The following is a 17,982-nucleotide window of genomic DNA, read 5'->3' as shown; positions in this document are numbered from 1 at the left end:
AGGTCAGTCCGTCCCGATGATGATGTACTCAACGACGTTGCGCCGGTTGGCAGTGGCGTGAGTTCCGAAATGATAGGTGTGGGGGATTTCCCGGACCTCGACGTTGGACTTGACGTCGCTCAGCATTTCTTTGAGCCGGTCCTCGCCGGGAAGGGCATTAGATGAGTACGAAAGCACGATTGCCCCGGAGTCCTTGAAACGGTCGAAGGTGGCTTCAAGCGCACCTTCAATGGTTCGCTTGTTGGCGAAGAGCGAATGCCGCTTGGGGATCTTCTTCGTCTTAGTCCAACTCATGATCTCCCGGCCAGCCCAGTAGTCAGACAGCCCCTCCAGGAAGTGGTAGCGCTTCGTGTAGTCAGCATCGTCAGTGGGTGGTGCGTACGGAGGGTCAAGGTAGACCACATCGAACGAAGGAACTGGCACATCGCAGACATCCCCGGTGTAGGCAACCTTGCTGCCATCGCTTGAGAAGACCGCCGCGTTGTATTCCGCGGCGCGTTCCTGGAAATGCTGACGAAGAGGCAGCCGCAGGTCGCGGCGACCATCATTGTAGTGCTCCAGGTCACCCGAAATTGTAAACACACCCCGCGGCTGCTTCCGCGCCGCAGAAAGAATTAGGGCAGCCAGGGCGATGTCGCGTTCCGGACCAGTCATTGTTTCAATGTGGGACCAGGCAGAGTCCAGAAACTGGCGGTCATCAGCGGTGAAGAATACGTTCTCGAACGTCTTCTGAATGAAGTCACGGTCGTCTGCAGCGGGCCCGCATATCCGGGCGATGCTGTCCTCCGACAAGTGCACATTGTCGTTAACGATGGCGGCCCGTGCGATGACGCTGGGAAAGGACAAGTGATCGTTGGACGCGACGGAGTAGCCAAGCTTCTTGGCTAGGTAGCCAACAAACCCGGAGCCGCTAAAGGCGTCAAGGAACGTCGAACCACCAACATCCTTGAAAGCCTGGGAGAGGTGAGGTGCGAGCTTGTACTTGGAGCCCATATAACGCAGCCGAGGAAAGTTTGCTGCAATCGCCTCGTCGGGCTGTCTCAGCGGGGTAGGGGAGGCGGCGACGGCCGAAGGCATTGTGGCTCCTGAAAATAAGTGTCCTGCGAGCGCGGCAGGCACTTGCCCTGCGAGTCCCCGCCCAGTTGTTGTTTAGCCTATCCCGACCGGCCGACAGAACCTTGCACCCTGGCTCCGACTGCAGTGACGGCGTTCCTCTTTCGAGTTGATAAGTTGTGCTGGTTGGGGGCAAGGTGCTCCTCATAAATGTAGGAGGCTCAATGTCGGTTATGGTGCTTTTCGGCAACGGTGGAGAAGCAGAATTTGTGGACAAAGGGAGTGTGGAGTATCACTACCTGCTGTCTGCTGCTGGGGTGCTGAGCGTCGTCGAGAACGACAACGACACGTGGCGCGTCGTCACCGAGTACTCCCCCGCGGGTTGGGTCAATGTCAACGGCACCCGCAGGACCGTTCCGCTTGCTGGGCTTCCCGGCTCTGATGGAAAGAAGCTTGAGGGTGCCCCTCGTGGCGCCAGGTTCCAGCAGAACTAGGTCTGCCGCTCGTCTTTGCTGAAGCATTGAACCACTCTGCGCGTCTGACGGCCAACGTTGCTGCCTGACGCGCAGAGTGTGCTTCTGCGTTAGAACAGCTAGCAGCTAACCATTGCGACCATCATGGCAATTTCTTTCCTGCCTGCGGACTCCATGAGCTCGCGTTTTGCGGCGTCGCGGACGTCCGCGGCCTGCGCCCGGAGGACATCGGCCAAGGGCGTCCCCCGTTCCACCGCGACCACCAGCCCGTCAAAAAACCTGACCAAGGGCGGCAGCTCCGACCTCATGGAGAACGCGTGGAGTGCCTCCGAAAGTGACTTGCCGGACCTGGCATCAGCGAGGACCAGACCAAACTCTGCAGAAAGTTCCCCACTGGAACTGCGGCTTACCCTGTCCATGGCGCCCATGGCGCTCTCGCCTGCAGCAACGGCGAGCGCCATCAACTCCGCGAGACTGGGAAATTCGGACAGCATCGCCGATTCCCGCTTTTTGATCCGTTGTCCCAGAACATAGTCACGGAGCATGTACCCCCCTGCTGCACCAGTGACGACACAAACAACAAGGAAAGCCGGGCTGAACTGCCCTGCGGCGGCGCTTATCACGACGACAAGTACCGCCACTACGAAACCTGCGCCGGCCCACAGGAGCTGCTCGGCCCGGAAGTCCAGGGTGGATTTGGAAGAGCCAGCACGCGCCAACCTCTTTCCCAGCGCCGCAGACCCGATATTGAACCGGGACATATACGTGATGGCGTCACCAATGATGGGACGCACTATCCTCTCCAGCGGGCCGAACGGTGTGAGGTTATAGGTTGGTGTGCGCAGGAGCCGGGATTCCAGGTTCCGTGACCTCAACTGGGCCTCTATACGGTCCGAAAAGGTGTTTCCGCGCATGAAGGGGAGCCGCACCAGGATCAGCCAGCAACCCGCCCCTAGAAGCAGCCCGTAGAGCACGGCGAACGCGGTGGTAGTGGTCATCGAAGCACCCGCCGATCCTCAGGCAACGCCCCAACCCGCAGCATCACCGAGTAGCTGACAACGGATACCAGCAGCCCACCGAGCAAGACCATGGCTCCTGTGGCCGAGTTGTAGGCCAGCATCGCTTCAGGCCGGCTGGCCATGACAACCAGGACCACCCAAGGCGCCGCTACCGCAAGCCGTGCTGCATTGATGGTCCATGACTGTCGGGCTTCAAGCTCACTTCGCGTGCGCGCGCTGTCTCTCAGGAACTCGGAAAGAGTGCCAAGCATCCGGCCGAGATCCGAACCACCAACCTCGCGGGTCATTCTGAGTGCCTCGATAATACGATCCGCCACAGGATCGGCCAGCCGTGCCTTCAGCCTGTTCAGGGCAGCCTCAAACTGTCCGCCGGATCTGTAGTCCGCCCCAAAGTCCAGGAACAGCATGCGAAGTTCTTCCGGTCCCTTGTACCCCAATTGGATCAGCGCTTCCGGCAGGGCGAGACCGGCACGTATGGCTGAGCGTAAGTGGTCCACGATGTCCGGCCACAGGAGTCGAAGTGCGGCCCGACGTTTGCGTGCCCGCCAACGGACCGCTGCGAAAGGAACCCACGAAGCAAAGAGGGAAAAGCAGGCTGCAACCGGAGGCGATCCCGTGACGACGTAGAACACCAGCAAGGCGAAGAGACCGAAGCCTGCGCACGTGAGAAGAAGGCCTCCACCCGTGACTTTCTCGATTCCGGCTGAGGTGAGCAGCAGCTCAAGGCGCCCGGGGCCTGTCTCCTTCACTTCTACCTGCGGTTGTACCCACGAGGACCACCAGATGAGGAACACCCCAAGGCCGCAGAGGATGCCAAGAAGGGGCGCCATCAGTTCAGCTCCAATAGGGCGGCGACGTCGAATCCTGCCCGGGCGAACTTCTCCGCGGCAGGCATGGAGTTGGCCCGTGGCAGCAGTTGCGCGCCGACCATGCCGAACACACCCGAGGATTCGATGATTCCGTTTTCGACCCTCCGTCCAAGGGAGAGGATCTCAGTCACCTGCCTCCTGCCCGTGGAGTGGCGGCTGCAGTGCACCACGAGGTCGATGCAGGATGCGACTGTGGGCACTACGAAAGCACTGGAAATATTTGCTCCTGCCAGAAGCGGGAGCGTGCAAATCTTGGTCACTGCGTCGTGTGCGGAATTCGCATGGACGGTGCACATGCCTGGCAAGCCGGAGTTAAGCGCAATCAGCATGTCGAGGCTCTCCGCTTCACGAACCTCCCCCACGACCAGCCTGTCCGGGCGCATCCTCAAGGCTTCCTTGACCAACCGCCGCAGCGGAATTTCGCCTCCTCCTTCCAGATTGGGTTGCCGGCACTGAAGTCCCACGACGTCGCGCAGCGGGAGTTGCAGTTCGAAGATCTCTTCCACCGTAATGACACGTTCACGGGAACCAATGTGTGCGGCAAGGCAGTTCAACATTGTGGTCTTCCCGGCCTGGGTGGCACCCGATACGAGGATATTGAGACCGCTGGCCACAGCTGCTCCAAGGAACCGGGCCGCCTGCGGCGTAAGGCTTCCCAGCTCGACCAAATGCTCCAGGCGGCTTGCCCGGGCAATGAACTTCCGAATGTTGACGGCCCAGTGCTTCCGGGTGATGTCCGGGATGGCGACGTGCAACCGCGAACCATCAGGAAGGGCGGCATCGACGAACGGCGATGAAAGATCCAGCCTGCGCCCCGAACTCTTGAGCATTCGTTCTACAAGGTCCCTGACCTGCTGCTCGGTAAGGCTGATGCCCGTCAGTTCCGATTCACCGTTGCGGGCAACATAGATTTCGTGCGGTGCATTGATCCAGACCTCTTCAATCGCGGCATCGTCCAGGAGTGGCTGCAATGGCCCGAAGCCTGCCACCGCATCGAAGATGTGCCGCCGGGCAGTCTCAAGGTGGCCGAGGGAAGGAAGGGGGCCCAAAAGCGCACGTTCGTCGTAGTCGTTCACTGCCGCTTCCACCAGAAGCCTGACATCCGAAGCCTGCTCGAGGGGATCCAATCCTCTGCGCCGGATGAGCTCCCTGACTTCTCCCTCGACGATCCTTACAGCATCCACTTCTTCCCCCACCGCCCACGAAGTTTGATAAACGAGAGGAACATCTCGCCTCATTCACGCTAAGGGAGCCCCCACACCCCTTCAACCCAGAGGAGCGGGCATGTGGATAACTGTGGATCAGCAGTCACGTCAGCAACCCAAATCCCACTAGTCACTCCAGTTTCAGGATGTTATGGTAAAGCCCGTTAGGAGCTGGCCTTTGGTCTCATGCGCAAGCGCCCGCCCCGGAGCTTGGCCGCAAGCCACCCCATGCGCCGCTGAGCCGCGGTACAGGGCCGGATATAAAGATGAAAAGACGTTCAAGTGACCCGTCCCGCCGGACTCCGCTGGCCCGGGTCGGCCTGGCGCTGACGATCGCCCTGGCAGCGGGCAGTTGCCTTGGATCTCCCGCCTGGGCGGAAACGACCGGACCACGCCCAGCTCCTCTACCGGAGACCCAGTCAGCAACCCCAGTGCCGGAACCAGCAGGTACCGGTGCCCCGGCACCATCCCCCGGCAGCCCGACTCCCGCGGAGACCCAGGTGCCCGGGCAGCAGCAGCCGTTGCCCGCCGTCGGGCCTTCACCTGCAACAGTGCCGCTGCCGGCAGCCGGGTCAACGAACGATTCCCAAGCGCAGCCGCCCTCAACGATGGCCATGCCCGGCAACGCCCCGAACGCTGAAGCGATGAAGGCGGCTATGCTGGCAGCCATCCCGGCGGGCGGCGCAGAAATGGGCCAACGGTCTCCCCGGGTGCTGGCAGCCAAGCAGGGCAAAGACGCTTCGGGAGCGTCGGGGTCACGGGCAGTAGGAGGCACAGTCAACGCCGCCGTCCCCTTGGCCGCCGATCCGGGCCATTGGCGGCCCACTATCGGCATTGCAGGACAGGATGTCAGTGCCCACCAAGGAAACGTGAACTGGCAAAGCCAGTGGAACCAAGGATCCCGTTGGGCGTACGTCAAGGCATCCGAAGGCAATTACTACCTCAACGAGAACTACACACAGCAGTACAACGGATCCCGCAATGTGGGCATGGTGCGGGGTGCCTATCACTTCGCCATCCCCAACTGGTCATCAGGTGCTGATCAAGCACGGTACTTCGTAGCGAACGGTGGTGGCTGGACGGCCGACGGGTACACCCTCCCGCCGGTCCTGGACATCGAATACAACCCCTATGCCGGGCGAACCATCAACGGGTTCTACTTCGGGAACACCTGCTATGACATGTCCAAGGCGCAGTTGGGGCAATGGGCAGCTGACTTTGGGAACACCGTAAAGGCCCTGACCGGCCGCTTCCCGGTCATCTACAGCACCACCGATTGGTGGAACACCTGCGTTGGCAACACGACGTTCGGCAGCTATCCACTGTGGATTGCTTCCTATTGGAACAATCCCACCAACTCACCCGGCTCCATGCCGGTCAGTTGGGGCAACTACACCATGTGGCAGTACAGCAGCACCGGCCCCTTCGAAGGCGATTCAAACATCTTCAACGGCAGCTACGACCAGCTGCGGACCTTTGCCCGCGGGGTTTCTTATCCTTCCAATCCGTCCATTAAGTCAGCCGCAGACATCCTGACCACCAGCGCGGCAGGACGTTTGGACGCTTTTCCGGCGAATGGGGCCGGCAGAATCACCGGCCCTGTGGCCATCGGCTCGGGATGGTCCGGCGCGAAGGCGCTCTACGTGGTGGACTGGAACCAGGACGGAGTCCAGGACATCCTCTCCCAGTGGTCCGACGGGACGCTGAAGGTCTTCCGGGGAGCTCCCGGGGGTTCTTTCTACGCGCCCATCCAAGTGGGTTCCGGCTGGCAGGAAATGTCCCTGACCGTAGGCTGGTGGAACGTCAAGGATGCCTATCCCGGAGTGATCGGCCAGGACTATCGGGGGAACCTGTACAGATACTCGAACAGTGGTGGCGGCGGACTCGGGAACGGTGTCCTGATAGGAACCGGGTTCAGCGGACACCAACTGAACCAGATCGACTTCGACGGCGACGGCAACCAGGACATTGTCACACGCACAACGGACGGCACCCTGCGGCTTTTCCGCTCCAACGGTGTGGGCAGCTTCATCAGCGAGCCGGGTCGGGTCATTGGTTCGGGCTGGGGTGGCATGACGGCAGTGAGCTCAGCAATCAACTTCAATGGAGCGGACTCGCAGGGACTCCACGCCCGGGCCTCGAACGGAGACCTCTACTATTACCCCGCCGGTTCCGGATCGTGGGGTAACCGCAGCCTTATCGGCGTGGGGTGGAACGATGCAAGCCTCATCAGCGGTGCAGCACTGGACGTGGAGTCCACCCTTGGGATTGACCAAGAGGACATCGTGGCAGTCCGCCCCGATGCCAATCTCTACCGCTACCCGGGAACCGGCACCACTGCATTGTTGCCCGAAGACCTCATTGGCACTGGCTGGGCGGGGTTGAAGGCGGGCTTCGTCACGGACTGGAACGGCGACGGCGCCTTGGACATCGTGGCGCAGTGGTCCGACGGGCGCTTGAACGTCTATCCCGGCAGGAACGGCAGCGGCTTTGGAGCCGCGATCTCACTGGGGAGCAACTGGAAAGACTGGACGCTGAGTGTCGGCACGTGGAAGAAAGCTGACGCACATCCCGGAATTGTGGGATATGACGCCACGGGCCGGTTGTACTACTTCAACAATCCCACCGGAAGAACCGTTTCCACCGGTGTATCCATTGGCGTCGGCTGGACGGGCCTGGAGATCACACAGGTGGACTTCGACAAGGATTCCAATGCCGACCTCCTCGTCAAAACGGGCACCGGCGATCTCAAGCTGTACCGATCCAACGGGTCCGGCAACTTTATCCAGGAATCCGCCGGCGTTGTGGGCACGGGCTGGAATGTAATGTCAGATTTTGCAGCGATCCGTGGTTTCGCAGGTGCCGGTTCGCTGGGCATCATCGGGAAGACCACCGTCGGGGACCTGCGATACTACCCCGTGGGCGCCAACAGGTCGTGGGGAACACCAACCAAGATTGGTACGGGCTGGAGCAACCTGACAATTCTGGCACCGGCTGCCAGGTAGCGGCCGGGGTCATAAAGTGATGGCGGGCCTGCCCAAGGATTCCTCGGGCGGGCCCGCCAACTTTCGCACACTTTAGGCAAGCAAGGCATTCATCGCATTGACAAGCGTCGTCTCCACACCATTGGTACCCGCTTTGAAATGAGCCAAATGTCCATACACCGTCATTGAGCCACCGGCAATTCCCGGGAAATCAGGCTCCCATCCACCCTCATAGCTGCCCAGCGGCATGAACGGTGGAAAGAATTCATTGCTTGGGATATAGCAGCATGATTCATTTGCATAACCTCCAACAATAATTCCGTTGTTCCCGCCATTCCTGCTCCGGAAGTAGGCTGCGTACCCGCTGACGAGCTCCCCACCAATCATGGCAATTTTTAATTGCGGGCTTCCGTTGAATTTCCATACCTGGAAGGGTGACGGCACAGCCGTTTCAATACTGTTGCTGTCGATCCGCCCGATCATGACCTGCGCATGGCGCTGGTACCACTGGGGTTGGCCGTTGGGGTTGGCGAGCCGGGCTACATAGGAAGCGCGGACTGCGGCCAGATTTCCTGCTGTTGGGGTGATATCCAGCGGCAACTGGACCTCCTGGTACCGCGTGACCATGGGGCCGCTCAGCGCACGCCCGGCCGATTGCATGTTTGAGTGCACCGTGGCACCCAACGCGTCCCCGTGCTGATCCCGTAGTTGCCAACTGCGGACTCCACCCGGGTCCTGGTCACCGGCCGGCCCCTGAACGAACATTGCAAAACAATTCGGGTTCCGGTTCTCAATATAATTGCAGGCACCTGCGGCGAAATCACCATCAAAAAGTGTCCGAAGCCCAGCGCTGATGGGGTGGCATCCATAGCTGAAAATCACTGCAGCCGGCGTACCATTGCCCCGCCTGGCCACCAGAATCGGCACGGCAGTCTCGGTGTATGGCAACCCAACCCGGTTGGCGGAAAAATTCTGGGTCGAAACTTTATAGTCGAAAGTCACCGCCGTTTCATCCGCATCCAGCGCTTCCTGGGCAAGGTTGACTATGGTGTCTTCAAGATCGGCACTGTAGGAACGCACCAAACCCAGGTCCGCGAGCCCATACGCCATGAAGGGGTGAAGGGTATCAATCAATGCGGGTCCATTATGCGTATGGGTTGCCTGGATCAGGATGTCGCTGCTGGACCACGAGGTAAGGTCAATGATCCTGTCACGGATCCTTTGATGCATGGCCCGCGGCAAAGCCAGGACGTCCAGGCTGATAATGATGTGGGGGTGGGCGTCTTCCCAGATAAGAATCGCCCGTGCATACAACGGCTCAAACGGTGAGCTGCTGGTGGCCTCGCGTCCACCGTCAGTTGAACCATATCCGGCCATGTAGGGATTGGTGCTCAGCGACGGCGTTATGTCAGCGCTTGCAGTTCCAATTCTGAACGCCATAAAAGATCACTCCTTGATTGTGCGCAACGGGTGATCTTTGTTTTCTCTGCAACAAAGTCCGTTTCCCGGATACGCTGAACAGCCAATACGTGAGACCACTTTCATTAGACCATGTGATCCCGCAATTTTGTGTGGTTGGAAGGGATGGATATCGGCCTCTATAAGTGGCGTCCCGGCCTTGTAAATCCTGCCGGGGGCCACCCATATTCAGCTTTGCAGGGGTACTGCCGTCTTCAGCCACCTGGTGAGCTGGGCGGCCTGCGGAGCCAACGGAGCCAGCGTCAAAGCGCCCTTGACTACGGGTATGCCGTACGCGGCGAGTGAAGCTGCAAGTGTCCTGTGATCCGTGCGTGTGCAGGCCCTGATAATGAGCAGGCACAAAGCGGAGTCCTGTCCAGGAGCCGCCCCGGCCGCAACAGCCGCGTTGACGGCTGCCCGTTCTTCCGGAGTCAGGAGGTGCGGGCCGTTTCCGACGTAGACCACTTGGCAGTCAGTGACGTGCATGTACCGGGTGGAAGCCCAGACTTCCTCGAGGCTCGAAAATTTGCCAATGAGGCTGCCATCTGCCGCTGTACACGTGAACTGGTACCGGATCAGAGGTTCCGGACGCTCAATGGGGACCTTGTCGTCGCTCGCGATAACCGGTGCCATATCGAGCGCGGCTGGTTGGGAAGTATCTACTTTGGTTCCTGAACAACCGGCCAGGGCAAGACCTGCCACACCGAGTTGAAGAACACTGCGCCTGCGCATGTTCACCGAGGGATCCCCACTTCATTCGGATGCTCCCCAGCTCCGCATGCATTGGTTATTCGCCCCAAGCCGTTTCCGGCTGCGTCTTAGTACATCTTCCCCCAAATTCCGCATTTGTCACTAGTAAACTTCTGGCCCGGCTTCAGTTCCACTGCGTTACCCGCCTCTGCAAGGCCACCGTTGGCAACAACGGAGCCGTCCTGGCTCGTGATGGACCATGCGCAACCGCCCGTCTCGCCGGCCGGTTTAATCAACTGCCATCGCCCCGGCTCTTGGTTCTCGCCCGCCACGTGGGTCCCATCTCCCACCCTGGCGCCCTCTGCCCAAGCGGCAATGATCTTTCCCTGTGGAGCGTCCGGACAGAATTCCGCCGCTGCCAGCAACGTCCCCCTACTTGCTTCGGCAAATCCGCCTGGCCCGGTTTCATCACTGATCCTTGTGCAGAGGCGAAGGATATCCAGCATGGTGTCCAGCCCGTCATCGGCTGCCACGCCTTGCGGCGCAGCTGTCGAAATGGCTTCAGCTTCCCGGGGCGTGGGCTCAAACTGCCCGTCCCCCTCGAACGTGACGCCACACGAATCCATACGGGTGTAATTGGTGGCAGCCCAAACCTCCGCCAAGCTCGACAATTGGACTTCGGGCGATGCGTCAAGGCTCGTGCAGAGGTAGGAAAAGCGGCCCGGTTCGTCGTCGCCCGCTGCCGGGGCAACGCCGCTCGGTTCGCTGCTTCCCGGAGCAGTTTCGCTGCTTCCCGGAGCGGACGACGGCGGCTGGCCGGGCCCGGCGGTGGCGCTGGCATTGCTGGTCGCCGGCGAACCGGTTCCAACGGGTGGCTCGGACGACGGCACAGTGCAGGCGGCCAGCGCCATCACTATCGGCACCGCCATCAGGAACAGTCTGCGCATTGTGACCTCCACCTCAATCGTGCGGTGCAGCCGTTGTGCGGTCAAGACGGACGGCTCGCGGGGCCCAAGGTGGACCTCTTCCGGACTTTGGTAGTGACAAATGTGAAAATTGGTGGAAGATGGACGTAGACGCAGCCGGAAACGGCGTGGGGCGAATAACCAATGCATGCGGAGCTGGGGAGCATCCGAATGAAGTGGGGATCCCTCGGTGGACACGCGCAAACGCAGTGTTCTTCAGCTTGGTTTGGCATGTCTTGCCTTCGCCGGTCGCTCAAGAACCTTTTCCAAAACTCCCCGTCACCTTGCATCCCGCAGGGCGGCCGGCAGTCGGCAACACCACAAACTCACGGCAGTCCTGGCCACAGCCAGCCTCGCAACGGCGGCACTTACCGGTGTGCTGACTGCAGGCCCGGCTTTTGCTGATCAGGCACGTCAAACCGTGGCTACTGGTCTCACCAAAGCTGCCGGCACCGTTGTAGACCCGGACGGACGCTTATGGGTTTCCGATGCACGCGCAGGATTCTGCCGCATAACAGAGGCGTCCGGCGCCACCGCCGGTAGCCTCGAAACCAGCACTTGCCTGGGCGGGACGCTGCCCGGTCACGACAGCGGTCCGGCCTTGGCCGGTACACCCGCCATGATCGATCCGTCGCCTGCCAGCCACGGCGATGGTGATGAAATCGCCTTCATTCCGGATGCCGCCGTCGGAAGTTCCGACGTCGTACGCGCGCTCTGGAACCCTGATGGTGGTGTCTTCGAATACGATGGCGCGCTGACCATCTTCGACGGGGACCTGCGCCCGAACGCCGTCAGCGACGGCCCGGACGGCAATATCTACCTGTCGTTCGCCAACGCACGGTCAATCGTCAAGATCGTGAATCCTACGGCACTTCACCCGAGCATCGAGTCCATCGCGTCCGTCAATTCCAGTTCCCTCAGCCTTGCGGCGACGCACCGCAACAGCGCGGGCAACGTCGTGGTTTACGTTGCCGAAACCTCTGGCCTGACAGTCTTTACCGCCCCCGACGACGGCGTCCTGACCAACTATGTCCCAGCACCCCTCTATAACGTCGGCAAGCCGACGGCCATCTATTATGACTGGCAGTCGCCCCTGGTCCTCTACACAGGAACCGGCGGCGGAACCACCACAGCCGACGTCGGCAAGGACACCATCACCCGCATCGATCTGAGCACTGACACGGTCAACAACCAGTGGGCCCTCGGCTTCAGCAAGATCGGCGGCCTGGCCATGCGTGACGGCAAACTCCTGGTGATGGAAGATCCGGGACAACTGGATCCTGCCAAACCCGCTGAGCGAGGAAGGCTGCTCACCTTGGGTGGTGTTGTTCCCTCCATCGTCAGCGGTCCGACTGCGGCCAACGGAACCCAGGCAGCAAACCCGGCGTTCACCAACGACTCCACGCCAACCTTCACTGTCGCCTCCACGCCTCCGGGCGGGGCCCTTGAATGCAGTCTTCAGCTAAGCACAGCGACGCCGGTTTGGCAGGTATGTACCGGCGGAACCTTTACACCGTCAACTGCTCTGGCCAACGGCGCCTACACGTTCTCGGTGAGGGCCGCACCAACAGGCCTTCCTGTTTCACGGGCCTTCACGGTCGATGTCACCGCACCCGCCGCTCCGGTCATTACCTCACCAACGGCCGGTGCAACCGTCAACGGCTCGCCTGTCCTGGGTGTCACCTCCGACCCTGATTCGGCCCTGTCCTGCTCGGTGGATTCCACCACGACGTACACAGCCTGCACCAACGGCCAGGTGCTCACCTTGGCAACCGCAGGTCAGCACGTGCTGCGCGTCAGGGCCACGGACATGGCCGGCAACGTCAGCCCGGTGGCGTCGGTGACAGTCACCGCCGACCTGACTCCACCACAGGTCTCCATCAGTTCGCCGGCAGAGGGAGCAACGGTGGGCATCTCGCCGTCGTTCACCTTCGCGTCAACGGCCACGGATATTGCGGGGTTCCGGTGCAAGCTCGGCTCCAACGCCTACACTGCATGCACCTCGCCCAAGGCTTACACCAACGTTCCCAGTGGTCCCGTCACCTTCACGGTGGAAGCGAGGGACAACGCTGGAAACACGTCCACTGCCAGCAGGAATGTGACGGTGTTTGCTGCGGACACAGCACCACCAGTGGTTTCCGTGGACCCGGCTGGAGGCACCTATGGAGCCGGGAAGTCCATCACGTTGTCGGCCAACGAAGCAGCCACCATCTACGTCACCAAGGATGGCACAGTGCCTACGACGTCGAGTCCCGTGTACTCGGGCCCGATTCCGTTGACGTCGCTGACCCTGAAGTACTTCGCGCGGGACACTGCAGGAAATTCCTCGGCTGTGGCCACGCAGACGTACATACTCGACAACACCGCTCCAACCCTGACCGTGGCACCAGCAGCCGGAGGATATGCCTCGGGACAACTTGTCACCATGTCCTCGAGCGAACCGGGCAACATCTTCTACACTACCGATGGCACCACCCCTGCCACGGCCGCCTCGGGAAGCACCAAGGCCTACACAGCGCCCTTTGCCCTCACGGGCAACACCACCGTGAAGGCCCTTGCTGTTGACGCCTATGGAAACGCCTCTGCGGTGACCACACGGGTCTACACCGTACTGGATACGACACCTCCCGTGGTTACGGTGACCCCGCCTGCGGGCAGCTATCCCGCCAACCAGCAGATCACGCTGGCGGCGAATGAGGTTGGTGCGAGTATCTACTTCACCACCAATGGCACGAATCCGACCGCTACAGCCGCCAACAAGTACTCCACGGCCATCACCCTCACAGCAGCGATGACTCTGAAGTACTTTGCAGTGGACACATCCAACAACAGTTCGGCAATCGTCACCCAGGCCTACACCGTGACAGCGCCACCGGCGAACACCTGGAAGGACTACACCGGAGATGCAAAGAACGACGTCGTGGCGCGCGACAACGCCGGCACGCTCTGGCTGTACCCGGGGAATGGAGCCGGAGGTTGGTTGGCCCAACGCTCGCTCGGCACCGGGTGGAACTCGTTGAATGCCATTGTCCCCACCAAGGACTTCAACGGGGACGGACGCAGCGACGTCCTGGCCAGGGATACCAACGGCGTCCTGTGGCTCTACCCTGGAAATGGATCAGGAGGCCTCCAGACCCGCGTTCAAGCAGGCACAGGCTGGTCCGGCATGACGCTGATCCTGGCGCCGGGCGACTTCAACGGCGACGGGAAGGCAGACGTCCTCGCGAGGGACTCCGCCGGAATACTGTGGCTCTACCGGGGGAACGGCACTGGCGGCTTCGCCTCAAGCGCCCAGGTGGGTACCGGGTGGAACTCCATGAATGCCATCCTCAGTACCGGGGACTTCAACGGCGACAGCAAGACCGATGTCCTTGCCCGGGACACGTCAGGCATTCTCTGGCTCTACCCCGGCAACGGTACCGGAGGCTGGCTTAGCCGGGTCCAGGTGGGAAGCGGATGGAGTGGCATGACCGCCATCCTCGGGCCGGGCGACTTCAACGGCGACGGCAAAAATGACGTCCTCGCCCGTGATGCCGGCGGCAACTTGTTCCTGTATCCCGGCAACGGGACTTCTGGATGGCTCTCCCGGAGCCAGGTCGGCTGGGGCTGGGGAGGATTCACGTCCCTGCCGTAGGAAGGCAAAACAGGGAGGGGCCCGGACGCCAACGCGTCCGGGCCCCTCCCCTGTTTCAACGAATGCCTAGGTACGTTCCTTCATGGGATGCATAGTGGGCCTGTTGGGGCTCGCCTGGATATCCAATTGCAGGGATACCAGCAGCATCTGGACGCCCAGCACAAAGGGAACCACAGCGAGCATCACCGAACCCGCCGTCGGCGAACCCACGCTTGCGGCAAGTACCCAGATTCCGGCCACGAGGCCCATGACGATCAAGGCAATGCCTGCGATCAGCAGGAGGGCAACAGCGGAGAAGGACCACACCATGTACTTCCACCACACACGGCGCCAGAAGCCGCCAAAGAGCATGGCAAGAAGTTCAGGAATGACCTTGCGGAGCTTGATGCTGGAGACCTCGTTGCCGTAAACAGCTGGAATCGGCACATCAACGATCGGAACATCAAGAATGTTGAGGTGGATCAGGAGGTCGTTTTCGAAGCTGTAGCGCGCCGCCACCTTGTTCATGGGAAGACGGCGGAGGACCTCCGTGCGAATGGCGGTGTAGCCGTTCTGCGGATCGAAGATGTGCCAGTAACCGGAAGCGAGCTTCGTCATGAAGGACAACACGATGTTGCCGAAAATCCTGTAGCCGGGCATGCCCGCGAATGACTCACCCGAAAAGAAACGGTTGGCCTTGGCGAATCCGTAGCCATCGACCACCGGATCAAGAAGCTGCGGCAGGTAGTCGGGATCCATCTGGGCATCGCCAGCCATGACCACGTTGATGTCGGCGCCCAGTTCCATCGCGGCTTTGTGGGCCGTGAGGACTGCGCCTCCCACGCCTTGGTTGACTTCATGGCGAATCAAGGTGACCCGGCCGTCGTCGGCCCGACGTGCTGCCCCCGACGTGTCGTCCGGGCTGCAGTCATCAACAATGACAATGTCATCAACAAAATCAGGCATCGTTTCGATGACCTGTGCGATGTGGTTTTCTTCTTTGTAGGCCGGTACTACCGCGGCAATTCGAACGCCTCGATACATCGATTATCCTTCGCTGCTGTTTGGTGTGAGTTTCTGTGTTGGCGCGTCGGTGCCCGACTGGCCATCTGACTGTTCGCTGCCGCTGGTCGGTTGCTTCTTTTGCGGGAAGACCCAGTGCTTGTAAATGAAGTAGTTCCACCCCATGGTCACAATGGTCGCAACCACCTTGCCTATCACGTAGCCGGCGCCGATGAACTGGAAAAGCTCAACGATGCCCATCACGGCAAGCGTGTTGAAAACCAGGAGCCCTGAGTAGCGAAGTACGCCGCCCAAAGCTGTTCCACCGCCGTTGAACGCAAAATGCCGCTGCAGGAAGTAGTTGAAGAAAAAGCTGCCCCAGAAGCCCGCACCGGTCGCCAACCACAGCGGCCAGCCGAAGACCTGGAAGCACAGGGCCAGCAGCCCCAGATCCAAGAGGAAGCTCAGGCCGCCGATCAGCAGGAATTTGAACAAACTGGACGCCAGGAACTTGGAGATGAATGCCTTCATGATCAGCAGATCCTTCCTAGCGGTGCTATTCCATCAGGGTTCCGGTTCTCAAGGATTCCCGATACGCCGTCGAGCTGGAGCCGGTCCTTCGCTGCGGCGTCGAATGCTTCCTTACCGCCAGGCAGCTGCGACCAATCAATCTTGTACAACGCAGCATTACCTTCACGCACTACCAGCTGAAGATACGGAATCGAGTCAGGCTGCGTCAGCCCGGCCTTGGGTTCGTCCCACGCCCGGATCCTGCCATCAGCAATGTAGACCCATTCGATACCCAGTTCAGCAGCTGCGTCGCGGACCTCGGAGTCGGTGGCAAGCTCGGGGAGCTTTTGGAGAACCAGCAACTGGCGGTTGGTCGGAAGGATCTCGAAGTGGCGGATCATCGGCATCCGGTTACCCAGCGCGTACATCCAGACTGACCCGTCGCAGGAATCGTTCAGAACCGTGGCATCCTCTGGCACATACTGATCGATTTTGCTGAGGAGTCCAACCTCGGATGCACTCAACGTAGCCCCATCCACCTTGGTATTGATGTTGATGCGTTGGGCGTTTTGCTTGAAGTACGGAATGGCCGCAATACCACTGACAAGGAGTACCGCTGCCGCGGCCACTGCGGTCACCACGTGGCTGGGCCTGCGGCCGGCTTTGATTCCGTCCGTAGTGGAGTTGGCCGAGCGGCCGCGTACCTTTGCCACCAGCCAGGCGATGGCTTCTGCCAACTGCGCCACTCCCAAACCCGCAAGGGGCACAAGGAGCATCACCAAGATTCCGAAGATACGCCACTGGTCGTCGTAGAACGGTGCCGTCAGAGTCATGAAGCGTGGGTTGTCGGTACCCATGGTGTAGACCGAGAGGAAGGCGAAAGCGAGGACAGGTCCGAAGTACCACCACATGCGGATCCTGAGGACCACGGCCAGGCAGCCAAGGGCCACAAGGGCCGTCAGGATCGGCATGGCCATTGAACCGTGGTTCAGGAAAATGATGTTCTGGATAGCGCCGTTGCGGTCAGTGTCCGCGGCCCAAACCTGTTTGGAGACCCGCTCGGATTCCTTCAGCATCTGGGCGATGATCGGCCACCCGAGGACGACTGCCAGAGCACCGGAGACCGCAAGGTAGACCGTGATGCCGAGGATCCTGCCCTTGCGGCGGATCAGGGCGGAAAGGAACCAGAAGATCAGAACGGGCAGGACAACGAAGGCCAGTGAGGGATGGACTGCTATGAGTCCGACTGCGCCAAAAGCGATGCCGGGGATCCAGAACTTCTGCCGCTCCAGGGCCCCCTTCACTGCCAGCAGGGCGAACGGCCCAACCAGCAGCATTCCGGCAAAGAAAGGAATCAGCGGGCCACGCCACAGGAGGTCGTAAGGGTAGACCGTGAACCAACCGGCAACGGCCGCCGCGGCCGCCAGAGCAATCGGGCGGCGGGTGACTAGCATGGTCAAGGCCATGGTGCTCAACGGCAGTTGAACTGCCATCATCACCAGGACAAAGACGTTCAGAAACACCGGGATGCTGACACTGCTCATCGGCCAGAACAGCGACAACACTGCGTGGAAGGCAATCGGGTAGCTCCGGATGGGAGCCTCAGGAATGGTGGTGTCGTAATAGGCAAAGTTGCCTGCGATACTCGGATCCCACTCGTGGTTCACGGAGATCAGTCGGATCATGTTGGCGTGCCAGGGAATGTCCCAGTCCTGGTTGATGCCTTGGAGACCTTCGGTGCCCACAATCCAAGACACAGCGGCAACCGCACCGCCAGCAACCAAACCGGCCAGGAGGATCCACCACGATCCCTTAAAAAGCTGCTTGCCAAAGACAGACGGCTGGTCAACGGTTCCGAACTTATCCGGGAAATAGCGCCGCAGAGTCAGGCGCAGGGCAAACAGGAGCGCACAAAGTACCAGCAGGACGGCAGTCACCGGGAGCAACTGCCAGCTGAGACCCAGCGCATTTCCCATGACGCCGATGACAGTCAGGACGCCCATTCCGAGCAAGGGCGCTACAACGGGCAGGAGAACCCGGCGGACGCCCAACGCTTCTCCCAGGATCCAACCCGGGCCCCACCACAACACAACGATCAGGAGTACACACAACAGCAGCGGGCCGATACCCATTCCTACGAT

The 17,982-nt window shown here is 60.7% G+C and carries 13 protein-coding genes; 3 read left to right on the top strand and 10 right to left on the bottom strand.

Annotated elements, in window-relative coordinates; translation table 11 throughout:
* Positions 1 to 3 precede the first annotated feature (3 nt).
* On the bottom strand, positions 4 to 1,077 hold the full coding sequence (locus WBN73_RS05525) for a DNA adenine methylase (RefSeq protein ID WP_337339740.1): 1,074 nt from the start codon (positions 1,075 to 1,077) through the stop codon (positions 4 to 6).
* A 200-nt stretch (positions 1,078 to 1,277) separates the two neighbouring features.
* Here WBN73_RS05525 and WBN73_RS05520 point away from each other — a divergent pair, with 200 nt between their 5' ends.
* The gene (locus WBN73_RS05520; protein WP_337339741.1) at positions 1,278 to 1,547 is read left to right on the top strand and encodes a hypothetical protein; all 270 of its coding nucleotides are present in this window, start codon (positions 1,278 to 1,280) and stop codon (positions 1,545 to 1,547) included.
* A 98-nt stretch (positions 1,548 to 1,645) separates the two neighbouring features.
* Here WBN73_RS05520 and WBN73_RS05515 read toward each other — a convergent pair whose 3' ends face one another.
* The 3 genes from WBN73_RS05515 to WBN73_RS05505 are packed head-to-tail and all read right to left on the bottom strand — an operon-like array spanning position 1,646 to position 4,598.
* Positions 1,646 to 2,524 (bottom strand): type II secretion system F family protein, encoded by an 879-nt coding sequence (locus tag WBN73_RS05515; protein ID WP_337339742.1) that lies wholly within the window; start codon positions 2,522 to 2,524, stop codon positions 1,646 to 1,648.
* Positions 2,521 to 3,375 (bottom strand): type II secretion system F family protein, encoded by an 855-nt coding sequence (locus WBN73_RS05510; protein WP_207594007.1) that lies wholly within the window; start codon positions 3,373 to 3,375, stop codon positions 2,521 to 2,523. The genes WBN73_RS05515 and WBN73_RS05510 overlap by 4 nt, the downstream gene beginning before the upstream one ends.
* Positions 3,375 to 4,598, bottom strand: coding sequence for a CpaF family protein (locus WBN73_RS05505; RefSeq protein WP_280628017.1), 1,224 nt, complete (start codon positions 4,596 to 4,598; stop codon positions 3,375 to 3,377). The genes WBN73_RS05510 and WBN73_RS05505 overlap by 1 nt, the downstream gene beginning before the upstream one ends.
* Positions 4,599 to 5,050: 452 nt before the next feature.
* Here WBN73_RS05505 and WBN73_RS05500 point away from each other — a divergent pair, with 452 nt between their 5' ends.
* Positions 5,051 to 7,624, top strand: a complete 2,574-nt coding sequence (locus WBN73_RS05500; RefSeq protein WP_337339743.1) for a GH25 family lysozyme — start codon at positions 5,051 to 5,053, stop codon at positions 7,622 to 7,624.
* A gap of 72 nt (positions 7,625 to 7,696) precedes the next feature.
* Here WBN73_RS05500 and WBN73_RS05495 read toward each other — a convergent pair whose 3' ends face one another.
* The 3 genes from WBN73_RS05495 to WBN73_RS05485 form a co-directional block, all read right to left on the bottom strand.
* A complete protein-coding gene (locus WBN73_RS05495; RefSeq protein WP_280623119.1) occupies positions 7,697 to 9,043 on the bottom strand; it encodes a hypothetical protein in 1,347 nt (448 codons plus the stop codon).
* Between the two features lie 207 nt (positions 9,044 to 9,250).
* Positions 9,251 to 9,793 (bottom strand): hypothetical protein, encoded by a 543-nt coding sequence (locus WBN73_RS05490; protein WP_207597596.1) that lies wholly within the window; start codon positions 9,791 to 9,793, stop codon positions 9,251 to 9,253.
* 86 nt (positions 9,794 to 9,879) lie between these two features.
* Positions 9,880 to 10,698 (bottom strand): hypothetical protein, encoded by an 819-nt coding sequence (locus WBN73_RS05485; RefSeq protein ID WP_337339744.1) that lies wholly within the window; start codon positions 10,696 to 10,698, stop codon positions 9,880 to 9,882.
* 439 nt (positions 10,699 to 11,137) lie between these two features.
* On the opposite strand from WBN73_RS05485, the gene WBN73_RS05480 reads away from it, so the two are divergent.
* On the top strand, positions 11,138 to 14,350 hold the full coding sequence (locus WBN73_RS05480; protein ID WP_337339745.1) for a chitobiase/beta-hexosaminidase C-terminal domain-containing protein: 3,213 nt from the start codon (positions 11,138 to 11,140) through the stop codon (positions 14,348 to 14,350).
* Positions 14,351 to 14,416: 66 nt separating this feature from the next.
* On the opposite strand, the gene WBN73_RS05475 is transcribed toward WBN73_RS05480, so the two are convergent.
* The 3 genes from WBN73_RS05475 to WBN73_RS05465 are packed head-to-tail and all read right to left on the bottom strand — an operon-like array spanning position 14,417 to position 17,973.
* Entirely contained in the window at positions 14,417 to 15,373 is a 957-nt protein-coding gene (locus WBN73_RS05475) for a glycosyltransferase family 2 protein (protein ID WP_089595595.1), read from the bottom strand.
* Positions 15,374 to 15,376: 3 nt separating this feature from the next.
* The gene (locus WBN73_RS05470; RefSeq protein WP_207594012.1) at positions 15,377 to 15,862 is read right to left on the bottom strand and encodes a GtrA family protein; all 486 of its coding nucleotides are present in this window, start codon (positions 15,860 to 15,862) and stop codon (positions 15,377 to 15,379) included.
* A 2-nt stretch (positions 15,863 to 15,864) separates the two neighbouring features.
* On the bottom strand, positions 15,865 to 17,973 hold the full coding sequence (locus WBN73_RS05465; protein ID WP_337339746.1) for a DUF6541 family protein: 2,109 nt from the start codon (positions 17,971 to 17,973) through the stop codon (positions 15,865 to 15,867).
* Between the last annotated feature and the right edge of the window lie 9 nt (positions 17,974 to 17,982).

The sequence above is a fragment of the Paenarthrobacter sp. CCNWLY172 genome, assembly GCF_037402035.1.
Lineage (GTDB): Bacteria > Actinomycetota > Actinomycetes > Actinomycetales > Micrococcaceae > Arthrobacter.
This window is presented reverse-complemented; position numbering and strand designations above follow the sequence as displayed.